This window comes from Arthrobacter citreus (genome assembly GCF_038405225.1).
In the GTDB taxonomy this organism is placed as follows: Bacteria; Actinomycetota; Actinomycetes; order Actinomycetales; family Micrococcaceae; genus Arthrobacter_B; species Arthrobacter_B citreus_A.
In genome coordinates, this window is sequence record NZ_CP151657.1 from 821,194 (window position 1) to 845,342 (window position 24,149).

The window sequence follows — 24,149 nt, forward strand, 5'->3', positions numbered from 1 at the left end:
ATAACAAGTTGAAAACAGTACCGGCTGACCACGATTCAATCAAGGATAAATGCAAAGAAATCTAAAAGTGCGAATTCACGGGAGCGCAAAAATCCGGAAACCGCCCGCTGGAGGGGTGGGCTTAGCGGGCGTAGCGGAGCACAAAATTGCGCAGGATCAGCGGGGGAACGCTGACGTCGGCGCCGCGCACCGAGTCGCGGACGGCGTCGGCCTCCTCGGGCGGAAAGTACCCGGCGTGCCGGTAGACGGTGATCCGGGTCAGCAGCCCCGGAACATCCAGCTCGGGGTGGAACTGCGTGGCGTAGAGGTTCTCCTTGACCCGGAACATCTGGACCGGGCAGGTGGATGAGCCGGCCAGGTTCACGGCGTTGGGCGGCAGTACGGAAATAGCCTCCCGGTGACCCACAAACGCCGTGAAGGAATCCGGAACCCCCGCCAGCATCGGGTCCAGCCGCCCGTCTTCGGTGAGCTTGATGTCCACGGCGCCGATGGCTTCGCCGAACTGACGGTCCACCGTTCCGCCCTGATGCCGGCCCAGCGTTCCCACCCCGTAGCATGCGCCCAGGAAGGGGAAGTCCCGCTCCACCACGTCGTCCAGGAGCCGGCCCAGTTCGCTTTCCACCCGCAGCTGCAGCTCCGACTTGGAGCTGTCCGGATCGCTGGCGTTGAACGGACTGCCGCTGACAAAGATGCCGCTGTACCGGTCCAGATCGATGCGGGACAGCGGACCGGCCTCGAGCCGGATGCGGTGCAGCTGCTCCGGCAGCAGGTTTCCGAAGCGCAGGAACGCTTCGTATTCTTCATCGGCGGCTGTGTCTTCGGCCCGGGAGGCCAGCAGCAGGAAAGGCTTCATTCTTCGATCGTAGTGCGGGACGGCCCGGCAGGTGAGTCCGGGGCGGGGGAGGGTTTCGCCTGTGCGCCGGGGGCGACCCGCTTGCCGTCCGCGGCCGCGGTCTCCGCCGCTCCTGCCGCAGGGCCGGGCACCTCGTCGTCGGGAACCGACGGGGCCGGGGTGCTCGCCTCGGGTTCCAGTGTTTCCCGGGCGCCGATCCAGGCGAAGCAGGCCATGATGACAATGGCTCCGGTGACGCCGAAGGCCCAGCTGAAGCCCAAGTAATCGGCCAGCAGTCCGGCCAGGATGGGTCCGATAATGGCGCCGCTGTCACTGGCCATCTGGAAGGTGGCCAGCACCTTTCCGCCGCTGCGGTCATTGCCCACCACGTCGCCGACGGCGGCCTGCTGCGCGGGGTTCAGCAGTCCCGTGCCCATGCCGGCAATGACGGAAACCACCAGGAACATTGGCACGTTGGTGCTGAAACCGATCGCTGCGGTGGCCACGGCATTCACGGCCAGGCCGGTCAGCACCAGCGGACGCCGGCCCCAGCTGTCGGCCAGCCGCCCGGAGAAGGTCAGGACGACGGCGGTGCCGACGGCGAAGGCAGTCAGTGAAATGCCGGCGATTTCCGGACCGGCGCTCAGGGCGGCTGCCGCGAACAGCGGCAGCAGGGAGTTGCGCACACCAAAGGATGACCATCCGTTGGCGAAGCTCGAGGCCAGCGCCGCCCGGTAGGCGGAGTCGCCCAGCGCCTCGCGGACCGTCAGCACCGGACGGGCCGCGGGCTTGGTTTCGCCCTCGGCCAGCCGTGCGTCCTTCAGATGGATGGCGACGACGGCGGCGGCAACCACCAGTGCCGCCGCATAGACCAGGAACGGAACCCGCAGGCCAAAGCCGGCCAGCAGGCCGCCGGCCAGCGGTCCGGCGATGTTGCCGAGCAGGAAGGAGGACGCATAGGCGCTGGAGACCCGGCCCCGCACCGAGGGCTTGGCCAGCCGGATGATCAGGGCCATGGCCGAAATGGTGAACATCGTGGAACCGATGCCGCCGAGGCCGCGGAAGATCAGCAGCTGCCAGTAACTGCCGGCAAAGGCACAGGCCGCGGTGGACGCGGCGACAATCAGCAGCCCGGCGATGTAGACCGGGCGCTCGCCGAACTTTTCCAGCAGGGCACCGCCGGCCGGTGCGAAGACCAGCCGGGTGAAGGCGAAGGCGCTGACAATGACGGAGGAGGCGGCAACTCCGACGTTGAAGCTTTGGGCGAATTGCGGCAGCACCGGTGCCACGAGGCCGAAGCCCAGGGCGATCACGAAGGCGGCGGCAATGAGGACTTTGATTTCCCGCGGTATCGCGAGACGGGGAGCACGGACCATGATGCCTCGATTCTCTCAGACCAGCACCCATTCCGGGGATCCGCGCCGGCCCTGCCGCTGCCGCTTCCGCGGCAGGCCGTCGGGTGCCCGGAAACACACCGGTGTGACATGCTGGAGAGCGTGAATGAGACTCTTTCGATTGTGATCTATGTGGTCCTCGCCCTTGCGGTGGTCGGATCCGTGGCAGCCCTGCTGGTGCGGACCCGCCGAACCCCCAAGGGCATGTATCCCACTACCCGTGACGCCAATGATCCGGTGACCGGTACGGGAGCGCATGCCGCGGGCACCGACGTCCTGGACGCGCCGCCCGCAGGCACCGCGCCGCCGGCGGAAACCGGCGTCGTTGTGCCCGATGACCTGCGCGATCTGGAGGAAGCGGCACCCGCGCCCGAAGCGCCGTCCCTGGAAACCCCGGAACCGGTGCAGGGCCGGCTGGCCCGGCTGCGCGCCAGGCTCGCCAAGTCCAACAACGCACTGGGCAAGGCGCTTTTGGCGCTGCTCTCCAGTGACAAGATTGACGAGGACGTCTGGGACGAGATCGAGGAAACGCTGCTGCTGGCGGACCTTGGCACCGAACCGACCATGGAGCTGGTGGATGCCCTGCGCGAGCGGGTCAAGATCTCCGGCAGCCGTGACCCGCAGGAAGTGCACCAGATGCTCCGCGAGGAGCTCATCAAGCTGGTGGATCCGACCATGGACCGGTCGCTCGCCGTCACCCGGCATGCGGACAAGCCCGCCGTCGTCATGGTGGTGGGCGTGAACGGCGTCGGCAAGACCACCACGGTTGGCAAGCTCGCCCGCGTCCTGGTGGCCGAGGACAAGGACGTCCTGCTGGGTGCCGCTGACACCTTCCGCGCCGCTGCCGCCGAGCAGCTGGCCACCTGGGGTCAGCGCGTGGGCGTTCCCACGGTAAAGTCCGACGTCGACGGCGCCGACCCGGCGTCCGTGGCCTTCGAAGCCGTCAAGGCCGGGATCGACGGCGAAGTTGACGTGGTCCTGATCGACACCGCCGGGCGCCTGCAGAACAAGGTGGGCCTGATGGACGAGCTGGGCAAGGTTAAGCGCGTCATCGAAAAGCAGGCCGAGGTGGATGAAGTCCTCCTGGTCCTGGACGCCACCACCGGGCAGAACGGCCTGATGCAGGCCAAGGTCTTCTCCGAGGTCGTCAACATCACCGGCATCGTGCTGACCAAGCTGGACGGAACCGCCAAGGGCGGCATCGTCGTCGCCATCCAGCGCACGCTGGGCGTGCCGGTCAAGCTGATCGGCCTGGGCGAAGGAGCCGATGACCTGGCGCCGTTCAGCGCCGAGGGCTTCGTGGACGCACTGCTGGGCTAGCAGCACCGGACAGCCTCAGCAGCACCGCTGATACGCCAAAGGGCTCCGCACTTCCGAGGGGAAGTGCGGAGCCCTTTGTCTGTCCTGCTATTCCGCCTCAGCGGAACCGTTGCAGTGCCGGTTAGAACGTGAAGTTCAGGACCGTCACTGTTCCCGCGGTCAGGGGGAAGGACTGCGTGCTGGATCCGTATTCGAAGCCCGGCACCGTGAGACGGGCCTCGGCCGGGGTGCCTTCGCCGGCGGCACCGTCAATCAGCGTTCCGTCCTGGGCGCCGTAGGACGGGCCGGTCATCTGGGACATCGTTCCGGTCAGCGCCTTGCCGGGCAGCTCAAGGCTGACCATGGTCTGGGCGGCGGTCTCGGGGTTGTTGTTGTTCACCACCACCACACTGATGCTGCCGTCCGCATGGCGCACCGCGTACGGGTAGGCCAAGCCGGTGCCGGCGGTGTCCAGCTTCAGGAACTCGCCGGGCTGCATTTCGCCCACCATGGACAGGCCGTAGTAGTTGGCCCGCTCATCCACGACGCCGTTGGGCTGCAGGTACTCGCCGCCGGTGCAGATGGCTGACATGGGCGGACCGCCCTTGCAGGTCAGCAGCGAGCTGTGGAAGCTGACCCGGGTGATCCCGAGCTGCGCCGCGCTCAGCGCGTAGTCAGCGCTCCACAGGGCGGACGCGTGGGTCTTGGTGGTTTCGTTGGAGCCGGGGCAGGCGGAGACGCCGGTTTCCGGGATCCATGTTTCGATGCCCGCCGCGATGGCCGGTTCCAGTGCCGCGCTGCGGAAGTTGTTGGCGTGGTCGTGGATGTGCCGGGTGACCAGGGCGCCCATGACGGGTTCTCCCAGCGGATCCGCGCCTTCGCAGGAGGAGAGCGGGTAGTGGTGGAAGGACAGGATCTTGCGCTGCGGCAGTTCCACCTCGGCGAAGGGGCCCCACCATGACTGCTCATAGGTGCCAGGTCCAACGATCGGCACGTTGGGTGCGACGGCGTGCATCGCGGCCGCATAGGCCTGCAGCTCCGTGAGGTAGTCCTGGACGCCATAGCCTCCGGGACGCAGCCCGGTCTTGGCGAAGCCGTTGGGCTCGTTGCCCACGGTGATGCCGACCAGGCGCTCGCCGAAGGCTGCGGCGGCAAACTTGGTCATGTCCGCGGCCCGGGCCGGATCATAGTTGCCCAGATCCACGGTCAGGGCAATCTGCCCGTCCACCGCCTCCAGGAGCGTGTTGACCCGTTCCAGATCCGCCGGGGTGACGGCGCGCACGGGGTGTGCCTTGTCGCCGGAGAGGTTTCCGGGGATGGCTTCACCGGCGGAGGTCCAGAAGAACCGGCGGTCCACGGCGTTTCCGCCGAAGCGCAGCAGAGGCCGGCCCAGCCCGGAGATTGACTGGACCATTTCCGGGTTGTCGCCGCTCAGTGAGGGATCGGCCAGGTCGGTTGCCTCCAGGGAGAGGCCGATCAAGCCTGCGGGCAGCGACGTGCCGGTGGTTTCCGGAATCACTGTGACGGCCAGCGGCTCAACGGGGGTCAGCGGCGAGCCCGCCGGAGGGCCGGCCTGCTCGTAGTAGTTGACGGCGGGAGCCGGCGGCAGCGTGGGCTCGGGCTTCGGCGTCATCGTAAAGGGGGTGCCGGTGGGTGATGGAGCGGCCGCGGGCGCAGCCTCGTTGTCCAGGATCATGGGGGCGGCGACGGCGCCGGCGGCCAGCACCACCACCAGAGCCGCACCGGAGATAATCCACGGTTTCTTCCGGCTCTTGCCTGGTCGGTGGTTGTAGCCGTCTTCGGCGTCCAGGGAATCTGGGCCGCCGGAGAAGGGAGACTGCTCGGGCATAAAGGATGTACCTCCGGTTGTGAGACTTAGGGACCATCCTAGCGGCGGGCCCGGGTGACGAATGCCGCGGTGTTGGTCTGCGGGAGCCCCGGGGAGCGGAAGCGGAAATGCTGCGGAAACACCACCGACGCGGAGTTTTTACACCGGGGGCGGGTTTGTAATGTTCCGGCAATCCGCACGGGCGGTTCCCGAAATCTGGCCCGGGCAAAGTTCATGGTGCGGGAAGGGCCCGCAGCATGTGAAGGGACGTGAAGATGGATCTGTCAGCAGGTCACGTCTGGGTGATGATTTCGGCGGCACTGGTGCTGCTCATGACGCCCGGAGTGGCATTCTTTTACGGCGGGATGACCCGTGCCAAGGCAGCACTGAACATGATGATGATGAGCTTCGTGTCCATCGGTCTCGTGGGGGTTGTCTGGGTGCTGTGGGGCTTCTCGATGACCGGAGGCGACGGCGTGGGCGGCCTCTTCGGCAATCCCTTCACCTCCTTCGGCCTCGAGTCCCTGATCGGCACCGAGGACCTCATCGGTGCCGGGTTCGGAGCCACGTTCGCCATCATTACCGTCGCCCTGATCAGCGGCGCCATTGCCGACCGGGCCAAGTTCACGGCCTGGGCCGTCTTCGTGCCCATCTGGGTCACCCTGGTGTACTGCCCGCTGGCCTTCATGGTCTGGGGCGGGGGCCTGCTCGGTGAGGATGGCGCCATCGGCTCAGTGGTCGGAGAGGCCATCGACTTCGCCGGCGGCACCGTGGTCCACATCAACGCCGGTGTCGCAGCCCTGGTGCTGGCCCTGATCATCGGCAAGCGCAAGGGCTTCGGCAAGGACCCAAGCCAGCGCCCGCACAACATCCCGTTCGTCATGCTCGGCGCCACCCTGCTGTGGTTCGGCTGGTTCGGTTTCAACGGCGGCGCCGCCGGCACCGCCGAAGAAGCTGGCCTGATCTGGGTCAACACCATGGCCGCACCGGCGGCCGCGATGGTTGGCTGGCTGCTGATTGAACGCCTCCGGGACGGACGCCCGACGTCGCTCGGCGCCGCATCCGGTATCGTCGCCGGCCTGGTGGCCATCACCCCCGCCTGTGCCAATGTCAGCCCGCTCGGCGCCGTCGGCCTGGGCCTGGTGGCCGGAGTGCTCTCGGCCCTTGCCGTCGGCCTGAAGTACAAGCTGGGCTACGACGATTCCCTGGACGTGGTGGGCGTGCACCTGGTCGCCGGCATCGTCGGCACCATCGCCCTGGGCTTCATCGCCCTGCCCGTTGAAGGCGAAGGCGGCGGCCTGTTCTATGGCGGCGGATTCGCACAGCTCGGCGCCCAGCTGGTGGCCGCAGTGGTCGCGATTGCCTTCTCCGCAGTCCTGACCCTGATCATTGGTTTGGCCATTCACAAGACCATCGGCTTCCGGGTTTCTGAGGATTCCGAAGTCAACGGCGTGGACCTGAGCGAACACGCCGAAACCGCCTACGAATTTGGTGGCCTGGGCGTCGGCGGATCCTTCCGGCCCTTCCCCGACTCCGCACGCACCACTACTAAGGAAACGGTGAACTCATGAAGCTGGTAACCGCCATTGTCCGCCCGGAAAAGCTCGACGCCGTCCGTGGCTCCCTCGAAAGCTACGGCGTGCAGGGCCTCACCGTGAGCCAGGCCAACGGCTACGGACGCCAGCGCGGACACACCGAGGTTTACCGCGGCGCCGAATACACGGTGGACCTGCTGCCGAAGATCCGCATCGAGGTCCTGGTGGCCAACGAGTGGCTCAACGACATCGTGGACGTGCTGGTCTCCACCGCGAACACCGGCCGCGCCGGCGACGGCAAGGTCTGGGTGGTCAACGTGGAGGAGGCCCTCCGGGTCCGCACCGGCGAGCGGGGGGACTCCGCGCTGTAGCCCTCGAACCTCCAAACCCGCTCGGTGACAACCAAGCCGCGTGTTGGCACACAGGAAGAGATGAAGACCCCTTGAACCTGCGGTCCGTTTCCGCAAATTCAAGGGGTCTTCGCTGTGTTCCTGCACGCGTTCCCACTCTTTGGGGCTGTTGAAGCCTCACGGGGTCACTTTGCCCCAAGAGGCTACAAAGGGTGGGAAGCCGTGCAGCCATTCCGGTGATGCACCTGTCCTCGGGGGCCGGGTCCCGTCAAACGTTCCCCGACCTTCACAGCTCGGAGCGGCTGCTCTCCCACTCGGGTGGACCTGCGGTTCCGGCCGGATACGTTTCCAGCGGCACATCGCCGTCGGACCAGGCTTTCAGCACCGGGTCCACAATCCGCCAGCATTCCTCCGCGATGTCCGCGCGCACGGAGACAAGCGGATCACCGGAGAGAATCCCGTCCAGCACTTCGCCATAGGGAGTCATAGCGGACTTGTGCATGGGAGCGGTGAGCCCGGCCCGCTCGAGCGTGAAGACGTTGTCGGGCCCGTTGACGTTAAGTTCCAGTTCCAGCCGGGCCGGTGCGAAGGATATCCGCAGCCGGGATGCGTCCCCGGCGGTTCCGGTGAATCCGTTGGGCAGGTGGCTCACCGGTTTGAAGGTGATGACGGCCTCCTGCCGGTTTTCGCCCAGGGCCTTGCCCGAGCGCAGGATGAACGGCACGCCGGCCCAGCGGTCATTCTCAATCCGGATTTCCACTTCCGCCAGTGTCTCGGTCTCCCGGTCCGGATCCACTCCGGGGGAGTCGGCATAGGCTTGCACGCTTTCGCCATTGATCTCCCCGTCGGTCCACCGGGCCCGGCGGGTGCTGTTCCGGTAATCCGACGGCACCGAGGATGCGCGCAAAGTGGCGGCGATCAGATCCCGCACGTCGCGCTCGCCGAGGGTTGCCGGAGCACCCATGGCTATCACCGCCATGGTGTGCAGCAGATGGCTCTGGATCATGTCACGCAGGGCGCCGGCGCCGTCGTAGTACTTCGCCCGGTCCTCGAGCCCGAGCTCCTCGTCAAAGAGAATCTCCACGCGCTCAATGTGCAGGTTGTTCCACACCGGCTCCAGGATGCGGTTGCTGAACCGCAGCCCGAGGACGTTCATGACGGTGGCCATGCCCAGGAAATGGTCCACCCGGTACACATGGCTCTCGGGCAGCAGATCCGCCAGCATGCGGTTCAGCTCCCGGGCCGAGGCCTCGTCACTGGCAAACGGCTTTTCGAGCACCAGCCGCGTATCCTCCGGCAGGTCTCCCGGCTTCAGCGCAGCCACGGTGGACTGTGTGACCTCCGGCGGCAGCGCGAAATAAACGGCCAGCGGCGTCTTTAAGCTGCGGATGTCATGGACCAGCCGCTCCGGATCCTTCAGATCCACCTGCAGGTAGCTGCCGTTCCGCACCGTCGCATCCAGCGCCTGCCGGCCGTCGTCGTCGGCATCTGTGCGCGCAGCGGAAAAGGACTCCTCCAGCCGTTCCCGCCAGGCGCCGTCATCCCAGTCCCGGGAGCCGGACCCGACAACCAGCAGGTCATCGGGCGCCCGGCCGCTGCCGATCAGCTGGCCAAGCCCGGGCAGGAGCAGACGCTGGGCGAGGTCGCCGGTGCCGCCGAGAATAAGGAGAGTGCGCAGAGGGGAAGATTCAGTCATGGCTACAGCCTGCCACCGGCCGCGCTGCACTGGTAAGAGTTTTGCGGCAATTACTCAACCTGCCTTGGTACCCTTAACAGCTGGGCCTGCCAAACATGGCGAAGAACTGACGAAAGAAGTGCGCGGCACGTGTTCAATTCACTGTCTGACCGGTTGACTACAACCTTCAAGAACCTTCGCGGCAAGGGCAAACTCACCGAAGCCGACGTCGACGCCACAGTCCGCGAGATCCGCCGCGCCCTGCTCGACGCCGACGTCGCGGTGCCCGTGGTCCGCGCCTTCACCGCTTCCGTTAAGGAACGCGCGCTCGGCCTCGAGGTCTCGCAGGCCCTGAACCCGGGCCAGCAGGTTGTCAAGATCGTGAACGAGGAGCTTGTTGGCATCCTCGGCGGCGAGACCCGGCGGCTGCGCCTGGCGAAGAATCCGCCCACGGTGATTATGCTCGCGGGCCTGCAGGGTGCCGGTAAGACCACCCTCGCCGGCAAGCTGTCCAAGCACCTCAAGAGCCAGGGCCACAGCCCGCTGCTGGTGGCCGCTGACCTTCAGCGACCGAATGCCGTCAAGCAGCTGCAGGTCAACGGCGAACGCGCCGGCGTGCCGGTTTACGCACCGCACCCCGGCGTCAGCTCCGAGTTTGAGTCCGCCTCCGGAGATCCGGTTGCCGTTGCCCGCCAGGGCATCGAGGAAGCGCGCACCAAGCTGCACGACGTCGTCATCGTGGACACCGCCGGACGCCTGGGCGTGGACGCCGAACTGATGCAGCAGGCCGCGGACATCCGCGCCGCCATCAACCCCGACGAAGTCCTCTTTGTCATTGACGCCATGATCGGCCAGGACGCCGTCAACACGGCGCAGGCCTTCAACGAGGGCGTCAACTTCACCGGCGTGGTGCTGACCAAGCTCGACGGCGACGCGCGCGGCGGTGCCGCCCTGTCCGTGGCATCGGTGACGGGCAAGCCCATCATGTTCGCCTCCACCGGCGAGGCCCTGACGGACTTCGAGGTCTTCCACCCGGACCGCATGGCCAGCCGCATCCTGGACCTCGGCGACGTCCTGACGCTTATTGAGCAGGCCGAGCAGAACTGGGACAAGGACGAAGCATCCCGGATGGCGAAGAAGTTCGCCGACCAGGAAGACTTCACCCTGGACGACTTCCTGATGCAGATGCAGCAGCTGCGCAAGATGGGCTCCATGAAGAAGATGCTCATGATGATGCCCGGCGCCGCCGGCATGCGTGAGCAGCTGGAGAACTTCGACGAGCGCGAAATTGACCGCGTCGAGGCCATTGTCCGGTCCATGACCCCGCACGAGCGGGTGGCACCGAAGATCATCAACGGTTCCCGCCGCGCCCGCATAGCCCGCGGTTCCGGCGTGCATGTCTCCGAGGTCAACGGACTGCTGGAACGTTTTGTGCAGGCACAGAAGATGATGAAGAAGATGGCCGCAGGCGGCGGCATGCCCGGAATGCCGGGCATGGCCGGGCCTGGCGGTTTCGGCGGCTCGCGCAAGAAGCAGCAGGCAGCCAAGGGCAAGAAGAAGGCCCGTTCCGGCAACCCGGCCAAGGCCGCGCAGGAGCTGGCCGAGGCGGAGGCGCGGCGCGCCGGCGCCCGCAAGGCCCTGCCCACCGGCAGCGCCTTCGGAACGCAGGACACGGACTTCGACCCGTCGTCGCTGAACCTTCCCAAGGGCTTCGAGAAGTTCCTGGGCAAGTAACGGACTACGCTGGGCACCGCCGGACCACTCGTCCGGCGGTGTCTGTTTAACCGCCGGTTTGGTTCACCGGCCCGGGCAACTCAGGGGAAGAGGCTTCCGTGTCAGCACAGGGACTGAGCGGGTTCTACGGATCCGTGTTCAAGCGCAGCACCACGGCCGCAGCCCTCATCCGCAACGCTGAGGCAAGTGTGCTGCTGCTGCGTTCCGGCTCAGGCTCCGGCGGGTGGGATCTTCCCGGCGGCGTGGTCCTGGGCGGAGAGGATCCGCGCTCGGCGGCCCGGCGCATCGTGGCCGGGACGCTGGGACTGGAGCTCGGCGTCGGCCGCGTCCTGGTGCTGGACTACGTCCAAGCCGGCGGCCAGATCGGGTCAGGCCCCGGTGCGGCGCGGCCCGGCAGCCAGGGCGACTCCATCGCTTTTGTGTTCGACGGCGGTGTGCTGGCCACATCGGTGGCCCAGTTCACCGCTGGGGGCGGGGAGCGGGAAGCGCGTTTTGTGCCGGTGCCGGACTGTGCCGGACTGCTTGGTGCGGCTTCCGCCCGCAGGGTGGCCGGCGCGTTGGAAGCATTGGATCTTGGCACCGTGGCCGAACTGGTGGACGGCAAATTCACCGCCGGGGAACCGGCTGCCCCGCCGCCCACCCGCAAAATGATGCCGCCGGTGGCCGGTTTTTCCGGAATTCTTGGACGTTAGGAGTCCCGCATGCCTTCTGAACGAGTGGTCTTTGTGCACGGCGCCGGAAGCTTCGGCGCGGCGGCCTGGCCGCGGCAGCATGGATTGGCGCTGGACTACGACTGCCTGTTTATCAAGCGGCACGGATTCGACGCCGTCGCGGAGCCAACCGCACCGGATCTGGAAGCAGACATTGCCATCATCCGGGAAGCACTGGGTGAGGGCGGGCATCTGGTTGCGCACTCGGCGGGCGCTGTTCCGGCCATGTTGGCCGCACTGCGGGATCCGAGCCGGGTGTACTCGCTGATCCTGTGCGAGCCGGCCGTGTTCTCGCTGACGCATGATCTTCCGGCGACCGCCGCCCACCGGCAACTGCTGCAGCCGCTCTTTGACGCCGCACCGGACATGAGCGACGAAGACTTCGAGCGCGAGTTTGTCCGCCGTGTCTTTGCCGTTGATGCCGCCGCCGCGGGCCGTGCCGCCCGGCCGGGCCATACCGCCCCGGCCGATGAAGCCGCCCGGCGTTCGGCCGCCCGGCTGCGGCTTCAGGCCCCGCCCTGGGAAGCGCCGCTGGATATTGTTCCGGGCGTTCCCACTCTGGTTCTGACCGGCGGCTGGGAGCCGCTGTATGAAGAGGTTGCCGATTTCCTGGTGTCCACCGGCGCCGAGCACCAGCAGGTGGGAGGAAACCATCGTCCGCAGGATACCGGGGCAGGGCGCAAAGCCATTCGGGAGTTCCTGGCCCGTGCCCGGCGGACGGAAGCGGGCCGCTCGGCAACCGGCGGCTCCTCGGACGGAGGTGGGGACGCCGGCGGCTTCTCGAACGGCGGCGGCCAGGCCGGCGGCTCCTCGAACGGCGGCGGTCAGGAAGCTGGAGGTCGCTGATGCGACGGGCAGTGCCTGACATCCACGTTGCCCGGGCGGAGGATCTGGCACTGTTGCCTGCGCTTGAGGCGGCCTCCGACACCCTATTGCCCGGGGTGCCCGGGGTGCGGGGGATGGCCGGGATGCCCGGGATGCCCGGGGTGCCCAGAGTGCCCGGGACGCCCGGGGTCTGGAGTTCGACTTCGGGGGCAGGAGTGGGGGCCGAGGCCGGAACTGGAGCGGGCCAGGATTCCGGAGCCGATCCGATGCCGCTGCCGCCTCCTGCTTCGGCGGCCGAGCTTGCCTCCGCCCTGCACGTTCTGGTGGCGGGGCGCCCGCCGGTGGGGTTTGCCCGGCTTGAGGAAGTGGACGGCCAGGCTCATCTGGAGCAGCTATCGGTGCATCCAGACGCTGCCGGTGCCGGAGTTGGCCGGGCCTTGGTGGAAGCAGCACTGACGTGGGCGCGGACACGGGGATACACCTCGATGACGCTCTGCACCTTTGCCGGGGTCCCGTTCAACGCACCCTTCTACGCCAGCTGCGGTTTTGCTGAGGTCCGCAATCCCGGCGGTGAGCTGGCCGCGCTGCGCGAGCACGAGAGGCAGCTTGGCCTGGATGCTCTGGGGGAGAGGGTTGCCATGCGAGCCGATCTCGATCCGTCGTCCTGAGCTTGAAGTGCACGTCGTCGTTGTGGGGAAGGCGTTGTGGAGGGGCTGACTCCGGCCGCCGTTCAAACCCCCACTGCGCGGGGATGAGTGTTGAGAGTGCGCCCGAGCGGGCAGATCCATCTGAATTTGCTGCCTGCGGCACCGTCTTCTTAGCCTGGCGGGTCCCATAATGCAGGTCGCGGGGCGTCCCGGGATACCAGGCCGATCTCGCTGATCTCTCGTGCAGATAACGGGCCATCCCAAGTTCTCTCGTGCAGATAACGGGATCAAAAGGCCGTTTTTCGAGGTTTTGAGCCCCTGATCTGTACGAGAGATTCCGGGAAAGCCCTTGATCTGCCCGAGAGATGCTCCGGCGCGGTGCGGGGACGCCCGTGAGCCCCTGATCTGTACGAGAGATTCCGGGAAAGCCCCGGATCTGCCCGAGAGATGCTCTGGCGCGGCGCGGGGACGCCCGTGAGCCCTTGATCTGCCCGAGAGATAGGTCCAACTCCCCGCCACTTGGTTTTACGTGAAGCTTCAACTAAACTAATTACATGAACCTTCAAGTAAACCCCTCCGATCTGTTGCCCTCCCAGCTCGCCATGGGCACGGTGATGCTCAAGGTCGGCGACCTCGCGGGTGTTTCCGCCTACTACCGCGAAGCCCTCGGCCTGGACGTGGTGGCCGAAGCCGACGGCGGCCAGTACCTGGGCCGCAGAACCGTGCCCCTGGTCCACCTGGCCCCGGCGCCCGGACTGCAGGTGGCCTCAAGGGGTGAAGCGGGCCTGTTCCATACGGCCATCCTTTTTGACTCCCAGGCTGATCTGGCTGCCACCGTTGCATCGGCGGCACAGTACGACCCTTCGGCCTTCGTTGGCTCGGCCGACCACCTGGTCAGCGAGGCGTTCTACTTCACCGACCCCGAGGGCAACGGCATTGAGCTGTACTACGACAAGCCCCGGGATGTCTGGAACTGGGATGAGACGGGCACGGGCCGGGAAGTCCGGATGGCATCGCTGGCACTGTCCCCTCAGGAGTACTTCCGCAATCACCTCACCGAGGATGCTTTGACCGGACTGCGCTCCGCCCAGGCCGGCGTCGGCCACGTCCACCTGCAAGTGGGCAACACGGACACCGCCGCTGCCTTCTACGTGGACACGCTCGGCTTCGAGCGCACGGCAGGTTTCCACGGCCAGGCCCTGTTCGTTTCCGCCGGCGGCTACCATCACCACATGGCCATGAATGTCTGGAACAGCCGCGGCGCCGGCCCCCGCCGGGACACCCTCGGCCTGGGGGAGGTTCTGATCACGGTGCCAGCGGCCGACGACGTCGCCGGGCTGGCTGACCGGCTGAAGGTCGCCGGAATTTCCAGTCACCACACCGGTGCCGAACTCCGGTTCGAGGATCCCTGGCGGAACCGGCTGCGCGTCGCCGTCGGCTAAGCGGGCAGCTGCCCACCGTTTGTGCCGCCAAAGCCCGCAGGATCAGTCCCCAGCGGCCCGTGCCGCGCCCGGCCTGGCCGAAGTCGCCAAACATGGACTCATCTGGCACAATGGTCAGGTACTCGATCTGCGTGGACCCTCTCTCCGCGCATGCATCTTGTCCTTTTTGAACCCCAACGTTATGGCCCGCCCCACGGGAGCAGAAGTACGGGTTCGCCCCTTTTCAGATCAGGAGTGACCACAAAAGTGGCCGTAAAGATTCGCCTTAAGCGCCTCGGCAAGAAGTTCTCAGCACACTACCGCGTTGTTGTCATGGATTCCCGTGCCAAGCGCGATGGCCGTGCCATCGAGGAAATCGGACTGTACCGTCCGACCGAGAACCCGTCGTACATCGACATCAAGTCGGACCGTGCCCAGTACTGGCTCGGCGTCGGCGCCCAGCCCACCGAGCAGGTCGCAGTTCTGCTGAAGATCACCGGTGACTGGCAGAAGTTCAAGAACATCGAAGGCCAGGAGGGCACCCTCCAGGTCAAGGCTCCGAAGGAAGCTTTCGTGGCTCCCGAGAAGAAGTCCGTGATCGTCCCCGAAGCCATCACCCCGAAGGCCAAGAAGGACGAGGCTCCCGAGGCTTCCGCAGAGGCTGAGGCTGAGTAACTTGCTGGCCGAAGCGCTGGAGCATCTCGTCCGCGGAATCGTTGACAGTCCTGAGGACGTCAAGGTTTCCGCCAAGAACAACCGCCGCGGGGAAACCCTCGAGGTGCGCGTTCACCAGGATGATCTGGGCCGCGTCATCGGACGCCAGGGACGGACCGCACGCGCACTGCGCACTGTGATCGCAGCCCTGGCAAACGGTGAGCCGGTTCGCGTCGATGTAGTGGATACCGACCGCCGCCGCTGATTATCCGCGGCACGGCCGGACTGCACCGGCAGTTCTCAGCACTTACCAGCAGTACCAGTTGGACCCAGCAGTACCAGTTGAACAGCAGCACGAGCTAAACGCAGTTCACGGCATCCGGCCCCTGCACCAGATAATGGTGAAGGGGCCGGATGTGTTTTCCGGGCAAGACCCCGCATGCGCCGCACACTGTCGCGACGCTGCACCCGTCGCACCATTTATGCCGCACCACAACAAGGAGATCCCCCATGCAGTTACAGGTGGCACGTATCGGCAAGCCGCACGGCATCCGCGGCGAAGTGACCGTCCAGGTCATGACCGACGCCCCCGAAGACCGCTTTGTGCCCGGAACCGAGCTCACCGTCGAGCCCGCGTCCAAGGGTCCGCTCACGGTCATCAGCGCACGGTGGAACAAGGACATCCTGCTCCTGGGATTTGAAGAGGTGGTGGACCGCAACGGTGCCGAGGAGCTGCGCGGCGCCATGCTCTCCGTTGACACTGAAGAGCTCGACGGCGAGGACGACGACGAGGGCTGGTACGAGCACGAACTGGTGGGCCTGCAGGCGAAGGTGGGCAACGACGTCGTCGGCACCGTCAGCGGCCTGCGCACCCTGACCGTGCAGGACCTTCTCGTCGTGGACGACACGCAGGGACGCGAAGTCCTGGTTCCGTTCGTGGAGGCCATCGTTCCCGAGGTTAACGTCGAGGGCGGCTACGTCCTGATCACACCGCCGCCGGGTCTGTTTGAACTGAACCTGCCCGAGGACAAGCCGGCCAAGCAGGACAAGCCGGCCAAGCAGAATGCGCCGGAGAGCGCAGCGGACACCGACAGTGCCCGGGGCGGGGCCGGCAGCTAACGTGCGCATTGATGTAGTCAGCATTTTCCCGGAGTACCTGGCCGCGCTGGATCTGTCGCTGATCGGCAAGGCGCGCCAGGACGGCCTGTTGGACCTGAATGTGCACGACCTCCGTGACTTCACCACCGACCGGCACCGCACCGTGGACGACACCCCTTACGGCGGCGGGGCCGGCATGGTCATGAAGGCGGAGCCATGGGCGCAGGCGCTGACGTCAGTCGCGGATGCGGAGGAAGCGGCCCGGCCCGTGCTGATTGTTCCGTCTCCGGCCGGCGCGGTGTTCACCCAGGCCATGGCCTATGAGCTGGCCGAGGAAAAGCACCTGGTGTTTGCCTGCGGCCGCTACGAGGGCATCGATGAACGCGTTCTCGAGTGGGCCGGGGAACGTTTCGACGTCCGCCCGGTCAGCCTGGGCGACTATGTCCTGAACGGGGGAGAGGTGGCCGTTCTGGCGATGGTCGAGGCCATTGGCCGCCTGGTGCCCGGCGTCGTCGGCAATCCTGAATCGCTGGTGGAGGAATCGCACTCGGACGGTCTGCTCGAGTACCCGGTGTACACCAAGCCTTCCTCCTGGCGGGACCGCGGCGTTCCGGACATCCTGCTCAGCGGCAACCACGGCAAGATTGCCCAGTGGCGCCGCGGACAGCAACTGCAACGCACCGCGGCACGCCGTCCGGACCTGCTGGAAAAGCTCGATCCCACCCAGCTGACCAAAGCCGACAAGGCGACGCTGGAAGCCCTGGGATACGAAGTGACCAAGGACAAGGTCCTGCCGCGCCAATAATTGGTGGCGTTTGTCCGGGTATGGCAGAATAGATAACTGTGTCATCTGGGTCCGCACCTGCCACAGGGGGAGCGCGGCCAACAGACTGCACGCCGGCAGCCAATCCTCGGCTCAGCCGGTCTTTAGCTTCGGCAGCATCTGTGCAGCGTCAGCGCTGCATCCTTGCCTGCCGTTACCAAAGTGGGTGACCTGTGGCGTCCACCAGGAGTGATAAACAATGCACATCCTAGATTCTGTTGACGCAGCCTCGCTGCGCAAAGACATCCCCGAGTTCCGCGCCGGTGACACGGTCAAGGTCCACGTAAACATCATCGAAGGCAAGAACACCCGTGTTCAGGTCTTCCAGGGCTTCGTCATGAAGCGCCAGGGCGATGGCCTGCGCGAGACCTTCACGGTCCGCAAGATCAGCTTCGGCGTTGGCGTGGAGCGTACCTTCCCGGTGCACTCCCCGGTCATCGACAAGCTGGAGGTTGTCTCCAAGGGTGACGTCCGCCGCGCCAAGCTGTACTACATGCGCGATCTTCGCGGCAAGGCAGCCAAGATCAAGGAAAAGCGCGACGCACGTCCCGTCAAGTAAATTTCTTGATCCACGCAGCATCCGCTTCGGACGACTCTCCGGATTCTTCCCCGAAGCACACGAAACGCCGGTCCAGGTTTGTGGGCTGGCGTTTCGTGTTATGCGCCCTCGCCGCCGCCGTCGTTCTGGCGGCACTTGTCCGTGCGTTCGTCGTCGACATTTACTACATTCCATCCGCGTCAATGGAGCCGTTGCTGGAACCGGGTGACCGGGTGGTCGTCTCGCGCACCGACTACCGGTCCGGGGACATCCAGCGGGGCGACGTCATCGTCTTTGACGGACGCGGGTCCCTGGCACCGCTGCACAACGGCGATCCCGCACCCGTGACCGCGCTGAAGTCCGTGGCCCGCTGGGTTGGCCTGGCCGGAAGTGACACCGTGTATGTGAAACGCGTCATCGGAATTCCGGGGGACCGCGTCAGCTGCTGCACCGCTGAGGAACCGCGGGTAACGGTCAATGGAACTCCGGTGGACGAGTCATACGTTTATCCGGGAGACGCTCCGAGCGAGCAGTCCTTCGACGTCATCGTCCCCGAGGGCCGGTTGTGGCTCATGGGGGACCACCGGTCCGAGTCCGCCGATTCGCGCTCCCTGCTGGGAGCTCCCGGCGGCGGCCTCGTATCGGAGGCACGCGTTATTGGCAGGGCCACGTCCATCCTGTGGCCGCTGGAGCGTAGTTCGGATATTGAGCGGCTAGAGTTAGGAGCCGAGTGGAACACGGCGAAGTAAGAGGAAAGCACATGGCTCAGAATGTCCCGGACGAGCCCATCCAGAGCGCCGGAACCGGTATCCACGGCGCCCATTCAGCAAAGCCGCGTGCAGCGGCCCCCGGCAAGGGGAACAGGTTCAGCCTGAGGCACAGAGCCGACAAGAAGCACAGTGAGAAGCCCCGCGGATTTGGCGGCTGGCTGCGCGAAGTGGCCACCATCATCGTGATCGCGCTGCTGCTTTCCTTCCTCATCAAAACCTTCCTGTTCCGGGCGTTTTACATCCCCTCGGGTTCCATGGAGGAAACGCTGGAGATCAACGACCGCATCTTCGTGAACCTCCTGGTCCCGGAACCTTTCGACTTGAACCGCGGCGACGTGGTGGTGTTCAAGGACACCAAGGGCTGGCTCCCCGAACTCCCGCCGGCCTCTGAGGGACCGGGCACCTGGATCCGGGATGCGCTCACCTTTGTGGGCCTGGTGCCGGACACCTCGGAGCAGCACCTCGTCAAGCGTGTCATCGGCACCGAGGGCGACCGGGTGGTCTGCTGCGACGCCGACGGGAAGATTACCGTCAACGGCGAGCCCCTGAACGAGCCCTACATCTATCCCGGCGCATCGCCGTCGGACGTAGCTTTCGACGTCGTCGTGCCCGAGGGCAAGGTCTGGGTCATGGGTGATCACCGCAATGCCTCAGCGGACTCCCGCGAACACCTGCAGGATCCCAGCGGCGGCTTTATTGACGTGGAGGACATCGAGGGCAAGGCGGCAGTGACCGCATGGCCGCTGAACCGCGCGGGCTTCGTGGGAAGCTACCCGGAAGTCTTCGAAAACGTGCCCGAACCCTCCACCTCCCTTCCGGCTGAATCGAAATGACGGCAGCCCCGGCCCGCCCGCGTCCCAAGACCGGAACCGGCAGCAAAGCCCCGACACTGCGGTTTGAGCGGTCCTTCGCCGCAGCCGGACACAAGGTCCTGGCCGGCTGTGACGAAGTGGGCCGCGGCGCCCTCGCCGGTCCGGTCAGCGTGGGCCTGGTGGCCGTGGACCTGGCGACGGTCCGTTCCCTCAAGGGTGTGCGGGACAGCAAACTGCTTTCCGTTAGCGACCGGGAAACCCTGGTCCCGCTGATCAAGAAGTGGGCACTCGGATGGGGCGTTGGCCATGCCAGCGCGGCGGAAATAGACCTTCACGGCATCATGGCCGCGCTGCGGCTGGCCGGGACCCGCGCCTGGGAGCAGGTTTGCGCTGACCTGACCCCCGACGTCGTGCTCCTGGACGGCAATTACAACTGGCTCTCCCCGGCGTCGCAGGCCAGTCTTTTCGACATCCCGAACGACGACGGCGGCGGCTGCCGCGCTCCCGTCCACACCAAGATCAAGGCCGACATGCAGTGCCTGAGCGTGGCTGCGGCCAGCGTCCTTGCAAAAGTGGAGCGTGATGCCCTGATGGTGGACTACGCTGTGACACATCCTCAGTACGGCTGGGAAGTGAACAAGGGATACGCTACGGCGTCCCATCGGTTGGCGATTGACGAGCACGGGCCCACGCCCCTGCACCGGATGTCCTGGCAGTTGGGAACGCGTCAGGAACCGTATGCCGGGGACCAAGAGAGCGTCGTTGGGGGATGATGGAATCATGAGTGCCGAAGACCTTGAGAACTATGAAACGGACATGGAGCTTCAGCTCTACCGTGAGTACCGCGACGTGGTGGGGCTCTTCAGTTACGTAGTCGAAACGGAGCGCAGGTTCTACCTGGCCAACCATGTGGATCTGCAGGCACGCTCGGCCGACGGCGAGATCTACTTTGACCTCACTCTCCAGGATGCCTGGGTGTGGGACGTGTACAGATCCGCCCGCTTCGTCAAGAGTGTCCGCGTGATCACCTTCAAGGACGTCAACGTGGAGGAACTCACCCGCAACGACGACCTCACTATTCCAAAGGCAGACGAACTGGGCTGACGCCGGGGAGCCGGGCCGCGACGTCGTCCCACCGGGCCCACGCCCCCGTAGGTGTCCGCGGATCCTTCGGAGTCAGGCTGGAAATCCATCCCTCCACCATCTTTCCCCGGTGGGCCAGGAAATGGGGAACGGCGATCGGCGGCGGAAAACCGTTGCGCCAAACCGTTTTGTAGCTTCCGGTGTTTCCCGCGTTTGCAGTCCATGTGAGAACGTCCCAGCCGAGGTCATCAAAGGCATGGGCAACCGCCAGGGCAACGGCGCGGGACATTAGACCCCGGCCCCGGTGCTCCGGAGCAGTCACGAAGCCCAGGTTTGCGGAGTTAGCCCCCTGGAAGCGCAGATCCAGTGTGCCCGCATAGGCGCCGTCGGCCTCCAGCGCCCATGAAACGGCGTCCTCCTGCTCCTTGGAGATGGTGGCCACGTACTCAGCTGCCATTGGCTCGGTGTACTCCAGCGGAATGGTGGTCCACTGCCGGGTCAAGGGATCAGTGGAACGCGAATACACAGGTCCGACGTCGGAAGCGCGGTGCGCGCGCAGCGTCAGTGTGCCGTCGGTCAAAAGCGGGATGGGGAAAGACATGGATCCACCCTAGCCGCAGGGGTGCCGGTCCGGTGTCCATCTTTTAGACTGCTCCCATGGGACTCCCTGATTCTCCGCTGGCCGGGTATCTGGCCGGGAACCGGCGCCTCTACGCGCAGCTTCGGCCCGATGATGGATCGCTGATGCGCCTGAGGGACCTCCAGCAGGAATTAGCTGCACTGTCCGAGATTAATGACGGCGGCAGGCCGCGCTGGGTTTCCGAGCGGGGGATGCACCTCACCCTGATCCATTTCGGCAAGGTCCGGGATGTTTATGCGCTGGTGTCAGTGGCCACCGGGATCACTTGGGAGGACTACGAAGAGCTGCTGGCCGGATATGTTGCGGAAACCGAGGCTGCAATGCCGCGCCAGCCCGTGGTCCTTGAGCCTGCGGTCCTGTCCCGCTTCGGCCGGCACGGAAGAACCCTGGTGCTGGAGTATTTTCCTTCCGCCGTCCTGATGCAGTCGCACGCCGCGGCCGTTGCCGCTCTGGAGAAGTTTCTGCGCGGCTGCGGGATCGCGGAGGTGGACGCCTTCACCGCTGCCGATCCGAACTTCATGTTTGCTTCCCGGCTCCGTCCGCACATCACCCTGAGCCGCGGTTTTGAAGGGACTTTGCCGCCTCCGTCCCGCGGTTCCGGGGCCTTCCATGCTCCGGGCGTGCGGCTCGAGTCCATGCCGGTGGTGTACTAGGAACTTTGTCCGGCGGACAAACGGACGGCCCCTTGGATTCCACGTGTGTGGAGTCCAAGGGGCCGTTCTGCATGTCCGGTTCCTAACCCGCTAACCGGTGCGGAACTAGCCTTGTTGCCTGTCAGGCATCGGAGGCATCACTTCGGCGGCGGTTGCGCACCAGAGCCACGGTGCCCAGGCCTGCGGCCAGGAGCCCGGCTCCGGCCAGGGCAGCCAATCCCGGATTAGCTCCGGTGTCCGGCAGTTGCCCGGGGGTGGCCGGAGCAGATGGTGCCGGCTTCGGGACAACTACGGCAGGCGGCGTTGGGCTGGGGCTGGAATCCGGCGTCGGCTTGGGACTCGGCTTCGGATCCGGTGTCGGGCTCGGGCTGGGCTCCGGTTCCGGTGTCGGGCTGGGGCTGGGCTCAGGCGTGGGGCTCGGCTCGGAGTCCGGTGTCGGGCTGGGACTGGGCTCAGGCGTCGGGCTCGGCTTCGGATCCGGTGTCGGGCTCGGGCTCGGGCTGGGCTCCGGTTCCGGTGTCGGGCTGGGGCTGGGCTCCGGTTCCGGTGTCGGGCTGGGGCTGGGCTCAGGCGTGGGGCTCGGCTCGGGGTCCGGTGTCGGGCTGGGACTGGGCTCAGGCGTCGGGCTCGGCTCGGGGTCCGGTGTCGGGCTGGGCACGGGGTCCGGTGTGGGGCTGGGGCTGGGCTCCGGTTCCGGTGTCGGGCTGGGGCTGGGCTCAGGCGTGGGGCTCGGCTTCGGATCCGGTGTCGGGCTCGGGCTCGGGCTGGGCTCCGGTTCCGGTGTCGGGCTGGGGCTGGGCTCCGGTTCCGGTGTCGGGCTGGGGCTGGGCTCAGGCGTGGGGCTCGGCTCGGGGTCCGGTGTCGGGCTGGGACTGGGCTCAGGCGTCGGGCTCGGCTCGGGGTCCGGTGTCGGGCTGGGCACGGGGTCCGGTGTGGGGCTGGGGCTGGGCTCCGGTTCCGGTGTCGGGCTGGGGCTGGGCTCAGGCGTGGGGCTCGGCTCGGGGTCCGGTATCGGGCTGGGACTGGGCTCAGGCGTCGGGCTCGGCTCGGGGTCCGGTGTCGGGCTGGGCACGGGGTCCGGTGTGGGGCTGGGGCTGGGCTCCGGTTCCGGTGTCGGGCTGGGGCTGGGCTCAGGCGTGGGGCTCGGCTCGGGGTCCGGTGTCGGGCTGGGACTGGGCTCAGGCGTCGGGCTCGGCTCGGGGTCCGGTGTCGGGCTGGGCACGGGGTCCGGTGTGGGGCTGGGGCTGGGCTCAGGCTCCGGTGTCGGGCTCGGCTTGGGGTCCGGTGTGGGGTCCGGTGTGGGGCTCGGGCTAGGCACAGGTGTCGGCTTGGGGTCTGGTGTCGGGCTCGGGCTGGGTTTCGGGTCACAGTCGGGTACCGGTCCGTACGTCTCGAGGTCGTCGTGCCTGTGATCCGTCAGTGTGGCGCCGACGCCGAAGCTGTCGGGGTACTCAATAGTTTTGGGCCAGGTGAAGCCGATGCTGGTGTCGATATCCAGTTTGTCCTGCTGAATGGCCCATCCGGGGCCGCAAATATCCGCAGGCAACAGACTCATAATGTCAGCGGATTCGAACCACTTTGTCGTGTTCTCGTTAACTCGCAGCAAGTCCTGGGTTTCTGAGTTTCCCCAAGCGGCAGGCTTGGACTCGTCTTTTTTCTTGTAGAGATAAGCACCAACGTCCTGGCGGACGGTTGGGGAAGTTTCGGGTGCGGTGCTGCCGGTGGCTATGGCTGGCTGGATGACAGCTAATGAAAAGCCGCCTAGCGTCAGGGCTGCTATGGCAGCAGTCGCAGTTGCTTTCATGACGTTCTTCATAATTCCTTCGGTGCGCGGTTTGGGTCGAATTCGTCATGTGGGGGGCCGACCCATCCTGTCGGAGGATCCTCAGGTCGAACGCAAGACTGCGGCAAGATCGCGGCAAGATATGATCTGCGTCATATGTGCTCCGGTAGGTGGCAAGCGCTATGTCGGCACATCGAACAAGAAAAATCGGGGTATTGGTTGCGGGACTGGATGCGTGAAAGCAATGGCGGAGGATATATCAACCGATCCACCTATCCATCGAGGACGGCTGCCGGCAGCCGTGAACCCGCGGGGCCGCCGCCTCAGACCGAGCAGACTGTTATTGCGGGGGGCTGCACGGCATCACGTGCCTGGACTGCAGCCGCTGGCGCCGCTGGCCTTCCGGGTATCGTGGGTCCGCCTGCTCGCGATGGGACTGCTGGCCGCACTTTTCGCCGCCCTCGGAGTGATCATCCTCATTGCCAGCCCCGAGTGGGGGCCAAAGATTATCGCGCTCGTGTGCGTGGTCTTCTTCGGTGGCGGTTATGGCGCCCTGGTGGTGAAGAAACTGCGGAACGCCACCGTCCTCGAGTTGTCCGTGGACGGCAATAAACCTCAGTCCGGGGGCTTCATACCCTGGGAGGATTTCGAGGCCGCCGGCCTTGGCCGGATTGAAGGCGCACGCGGGGGAACAAAAGTGATCGGAATCCGCCTGAAATTCTATGCGGGGTACCTCGCATCCCTCACGCCTGAACAGATCCGGCTGGTCCGGGCGACTGCGGTGGCGGGAAAGTTCACCGGCTCAGTGCTGCGCCGATCGGCTCCCGGTGCTGCGCTCAGACGGAGCAACGGTGGGCTGCAGTCACTTGCCGGCCTCCCGCAGCGGGACATCTCCGGCATGTCGGAATGGAGCCGTGCCGTGTCGGGTGGCTGGGACCTGCCCTTTTCGCCCTAATTATTCAGAGGCAGCGCCCGGAGCGTGGTCCGGGAAATAGAAGAGTATTACCTGTCCGCGCTGATCGCCCGAGCGCGGCGGTAACTCCGG

The 24,149-nt window shown here is 66.1% G+C and carries 25 protein-coding genes; 20 read left to right on the plus strand and 5 right to left on the minus strand.

Annotation, left to right across the window (positions count from 1 at the left end; genetic code table 11):
- Nucleotides 1–121 precede the first annotated feature (121 nt).
- Nucleotides 122–853: a glutamine amidotransferase gene (locus AAE021_RS03785; protein ID WP_342024318.1), complete on the minus strand. Its 732-nt coding sequence runs from the start codon at nucleotides 851–853 to the stop codon at nucleotides 122–124.
- Nucleotides 850–2,208, minus strand: coding sequence for an MFS transporter (locus AAE021_RS03790; RefSeq protein WP_342024319.1), 1,359 nt, complete (start codon nucleotides 2,206–2,208; stop codon nucleotides 850–852). The genes AAE021_RS03785 and AAE021_RS03790 overlap by 4 nt, the downstream gene beginning before the upstream one ends.
- A 120-nt stretch (nucleotides 2,209–2,328) precedes the next feature.
- On the opposite strand from AAE021_RS03790, the gene ftsY reads away from it, so the two are divergent.
- Nucleotides 2,329–3,546: a signal recognition particle-docking protein FtsY gene (ftsY, locus tag AAE021_RS03795; protein WP_342024320.1), complete on the plus strand. Its 1,218-nt coding sequence runs from the start codon at nucleotides 2,329–2,331 to the stop codon at nucleotides 3,544–3,546.
- Nucleotides 3,547–3,667: 121 nt separating this feature from the next.
- Here ftsY and AAE021_RS03800 read toward each other — a convergent pair whose 3' ends face one another.
- The gene (locus AAE021_RS03800) at nucleotides 3,668–5,374 is read right to left on the minus strand and encodes a hypothetical protein (protein ID WP_342024321.1); all 1,707 of its coding nucleotides are present in this window, start codon (nucleotides 5,372–5,374) and stop codon (nucleotides 3,668–3,670) included.
- A gap of 254 nt (nucleotides 5,375–5,628) precedes the next feature.
- On the opposite strand from AAE021_RS03800, the gene AAE021_RS03805 reads away from it, so the two are divergent.
- On the plus strand, nucleotides 5,629–6,924 hold the full coding sequence (locus AAE021_RS03805) for an ammonium transporter (RefSeq protein ID WP_342024322.1): 1,296 nt from the start codon (nucleotides 5,629–5,631) through the stop codon (nucleotides 6,922–6,924).
- Nucleotides 6,921–7,259, plus strand: a complete 339-nt coding sequence (locus AAE021_RS03810) for a P-II family nitrogen regulator (RefSeq protein WP_104053827.1) — start codon at nucleotides 6,921–6,923, stop codon at nucleotides 7,257–7,259. The genes AAE021_RS03805 and AAE021_RS03810 overlap by 4 nt, the downstream gene beginning before the upstream one ends.
- A gap of 265 nt (nucleotides 7,260–7,524) precedes the next feature.
- Here AAE021_RS03810 and AAE021_RS03815 read toward each other — a convergent pair whose 3' ends face one another.
- Entirely contained in the window at nucleotides 7,525–8,934 is a 1,410-nt protein-coding gene (locus AAE021_RS03815; protein WP_342024323.1) for a glucose-6-phosphate dehydrogenase, read from the minus strand.
- A gap of 129 nt (nucleotides 8,935–9,063) precedes the next feature.
- On the opposite strand from AAE021_RS03815, the gene ffh reads away from it, so the two are divergent.
- The 14 genes from ffh to AAE021_RS03885 all read left to right on the plus strand — a co-directional run bounded on the left by ffh (nucleotide 9,064) and on the right by AAE021_RS03885 (nucleotide 20,049).
- Nucleotides 9,064–10,647 (plus strand): signal recognition particle protein, encoded by a 1,584-nt coding sequence (gene ffh, locus AAE021_RS03820; RefSeq protein WP_342024324.1) that lies wholly within the window; start codon nucleotides 9,064–9,066, stop codon nucleotides 10,645–10,647.
- Between the two features lie 98 nt (nucleotides 10,648–10,745).
- Nucleotides 10,746–11,339, plus strand: a complete 594-nt coding sequence (locus AAE021_RS03825; protein WP_342024325.1) for an NUDIX hydrolase — start codon at nucleotides 10,746–10,748, stop codon at nucleotides 11,337–11,339.
- Between the two features lie 9 nt (nucleotides 11,340–11,348).
- Nucleotides 11,349–12,203 carry an alpha/beta hydrolase gene (locus AAE021_RS03830; RefSeq protein WP_342024326.1) on the plus strand — a complete coding sequence of 285 codons (855 nt, stop codon included), beginning with the start codon at nucleotides 11,349–11,351 and terminating at the stop codon, nucleotides 12,201–12,203.
- The gene (locus tag AAE021_RS03835; protein WP_342024327.1) at nucleotides 12,203–12,850 is read left to right on the plus strand and encodes a GNAT family N-acetyltransferase; all 648 of its coding nucleotides are present in this window, start codon (nucleotides 12,203–12,205) and stop codon (nucleotides 12,848–12,850) included. The genes AAE021_RS03830 and AAE021_RS03835 overlap by 1 nt, the downstream gene beginning before the upstream one ends.
- A 533-nt stretch (nucleotides 12,851–13,383) precedes the next feature.
- A complete protein-coding gene (locus tag AAE021_RS03840) occupies nucleotides 13,384–14,271 on the plus strand; it encodes a VOC family protein (protein ID WP_342024328.1) in 888 nt (295 codons plus the stop codon).
- Between the two features lie 246 nt (nucleotides 14,272–14,517).
- Nucleotides 14,518–14,925, plus strand: a complete 408-nt coding sequence (rpsP, locus tag AAE021_RS03845; protein WP_152217816.1) for a 30S ribosomal protein S16 — start codon at nucleotides 14,518–14,520, stop codon at nucleotides 14,923–14,925.
- Between the two features lies 1 nt (nucleotide 14,926).
- Nucleotides 14,927–15,169, plus strand: coding sequence for an RNA-binding protein (locus tag AAE021_RS03850; RefSeq protein ID WP_342024329.1), 243 nt, complete (start codon nucleotides 14,927–14,929; stop codon nucleotides 15,167–15,169).
- A 245-nt stretch (nucleotides 15,170–15,414) separates the two neighbouring features.
- Nucleotides 15,415–16,023, plus strand: coding sequence for a ribosome maturation factor RimM (rimM, locus tag AAE021_RS03855; protein ID WP_342024330.1), 609 nt, complete (start codon nucleotides 15,415–15,417; stop codon nucleotides 16,021–16,023).
- A gap of 1 nt (nucleotide 16,024) precedes the next feature.
- Nucleotides 16,025–16,807 carry a tRNA (guanosine(37)-N1)-methyltransferase TrmD gene (gene trmD, locus AAE021_RS03860; RefSeq protein ID WP_342024331.1) on the plus strand — a complete coding sequence of 261 codons (783 nt, stop codon included), beginning with the start codon at nucleotides 16,025–16,027 and terminating at the stop codon, nucleotides 16,805–16,807.
- A gap of 217 nt (nucleotides 16,808–17,024) precedes the next feature.
- A complete protein-coding gene (gene rplS / locus AAE021_RS03865) occupies nucleotides 17,025–17,384 on the plus strand; it encodes a 50S ribosomal protein L19 (RefSeq protein ID WP_342024332.1) in 360 nt (119 codons plus the stop codon).
- 5 nt (nucleotides 17,385–17,389) lie between these two features.
- Complete coding sequence (gene lepB, locus AAE021_RS03870; RefSeq protein WP_342024333.1) at nucleotides 17,390–18,112, plus strand: signal peptidase I; 723 nt, start codon at nucleotides 17,390–17,392, stop codon at nucleotides 18,110–18,112.
- An 11-nt stretch (nucleotides 18,113–18,123) separates the two neighbouring features.
- Complete coding sequence (gene lepB, locus AAE021_RS03875) at nucleotides 18,124–18,966, plus strand: signal peptidase I (RefSeq protein ID WP_342024334.1); 843 nt, start codon at nucleotides 18,124–18,126, stop codon at nucleotides 18,964–18,966.
- Nucleotides 18,963–19,718: a ribonuclease HII gene (locus tag AAE021_RS03880; RefSeq protein ID WP_342024335.1), complete on the plus strand. Its 756-nt coding sequence runs from the start codon at nucleotides 18,963–18,965 to the stop codon at nucleotides 19,716–19,718. Before lepB (AAE021_RS03875) ends, AAE021_RS03880 begins: the two co-directional genes overlap by 4 nt.
- A 7-nt stretch (nucleotides 19,719–19,725) precedes the next feature.
- On the plus strand, nucleotides 19,726–20,049 hold the full coding sequence (locus AAE021_RS03885; RefSeq protein ID WP_104053848.1) for a DUF2469 domain-containing protein: 324 nt from the start codon (nucleotides 19,726–19,728) through the stop codon (nucleotides 20,047–20,049).
- Here AAE021_RS03885 and AAE021_RS03890 read toward each other — a convergent pair.
- On the minus strand, nucleotides 20,021–20,629 hold the full coding sequence (locus AAE021_RS03890; protein WP_342024336.1) for a GNAT family N-acetyltransferase: 609 nt from the start codon (nucleotides 20,627–20,629) through the stop codon (nucleotides 20,021–20,023). The genes AAE021_RS03885 and AAE021_RS03890 overlap by 29 nt on opposite strands.
- Before the next feature lie 56 nt (nucleotides 20,630–20,685).
- Here AAE021_RS03890 and AAE021_RS03895 point away from each other — a divergent pair, with 56 nt between their 5' ends.
- From AAE021_RS03895 to AAE021_RS03905, 3 genes are all read left to right on the plus strand, one after another.
- Nucleotides 20,686–21,321, plus strand: a complete 636-nt coding sequence (locus tag AAE021_RS03895; RefSeq protein WP_342024337.1) for a hypothetical protein — start codon at nucleotides 20,686–20,688, stop codon at nucleotides 21,319–21,321.
- 254 nt (nucleotides 21,322–21,575) lie between these two features.
- Entirely contained in the window at nucleotides 21,576–22,733 is a 1,158-nt protein-coding gene (locus AAE021_RS03900; RefSeq protein WP_342024338.1) for a hypothetical protein, read from the plus strand.
- 738 nt (nucleotides 22,734–23,471) lie between these two features.
- Nucleotides 23,472–24,059 (plus strand): hypothetical protein, encoded by a 588-nt coding sequence (locus AAE021_RS03905; RefSeq protein ID WP_342024339.1) that lies wholly within the window; start codon nucleotides 23,472–23,474, stop codon nucleotides 24,057–24,059.
- Nucleotides 24,060–24,149: the final 90 nt, after the last annotated feature.

Coding starts and splice junctions, on each gene's coding strand:
- AAE021_RS03785 (WP_342024318.1), bottom strand. CDS start 853: ATGAAGCCTTTCCTGCTGCTGGCCTCCCGGGCCGAAGACACAGCCGCC.
- AAE021_RS03790 (WP_342024319.1), bottom strand. CDS start 2,208: ATGGTCCGTGCTCCCCGTCTCGCGATACCGCGGGAAATCAAAGTCCTC.
- AAE021_RS03800 (WP_342024321.1), bottom strand. CDS start 5,374: ATGCCCGAGCAGTCTCCCTTCTCCGGCGGCCCAGATTCCCTGGACGCC.
- AAE021_RS03805 (WP_342024322.1), top strand. CDS start 5,629: ATGGATCTGTCAGCAGGTCACGTCTGGGTGATGATTTCGGCGGCACTG.
- AAE021_RS03810 (WP_104053827.1), top strand. CDS start 6,921: ATGAAGCTGGTAACCGCCATTGTCCGCCCGGAAAAGCTCGACGCCGTC.
- AAE021_RS03815 (WP_342024323.1), bottom strand. CDS start 8,934: ATGACTGAATCTTCCCCTCTGCGCACTCTCCTTATTCTCGGCGGCACC.
- AAE021_RS03830 (WP_342024326.1), top strand. CDS start 11,349: ATGCCTTCTGAACGAGTGGTCTTTGTGCACGGCGCCGGAAGCTTCGGC.
- AAE021_RS03835 (WP_342024327.1), top strand. CDS start 12,203: ATGCGACGGGCAGTGCCTGACATCCACGTTGCCCGGGCGGAGGATCTG.
- AAE021_RS03840 (WP_342024328.1), top strand. CDS start 13,384: ATGAACCTTCAAGTAAACCCCTCCGATCTGTTGCCCTCCCAGCTCGCC.
- rimM (WP_342024330.1), top strand. CDS start 15,415: ATGCAGTTACAGGTGGCACGTATCGGCAAGCCGCACGGCATCCGCGGC.
- rplS (WP_342024332.1), top strand. CDS start 17,025: ATGCACATCCTAGATTCTGTTGACGCAGCCTCGCTGCGCAAAGACATC.
- lepB (WP_342024334.1), top strand. CDS start 18,124: ATGGCTCAGAATGTCCCGGACGAGCCCATCCAGAGCGCCGGAACCGGT.
- AAE021_RS03880 (WP_342024335.1), top strand. CDS start 18,963: ATGACGGCAGCCCCGGCCCGCCCGCGTCCCAAGACCGGAACCGGCAGC.
- AAE021_RS03885 (WP_104053848.1), top strand. CDS start 19,726: ATGAGTGCCGAAGACCTTGAGAACTATGAAACGGACATGGAGCTTCAG.
- AAE021_RS03890 (WP_342024336.1), bottom strand. CDS start 20,629: ATGTCTTTCCCCATCCCGCTTTTGACCGACGGCACACTGACGCTGCGC.
- AAE021_RS03895 (WP_342024337.1), top strand. CDS start 20,686: ATGGGACTCCCTGATTCTCCGCTGGCCGGGTATCTGGCCGGGAACCGG.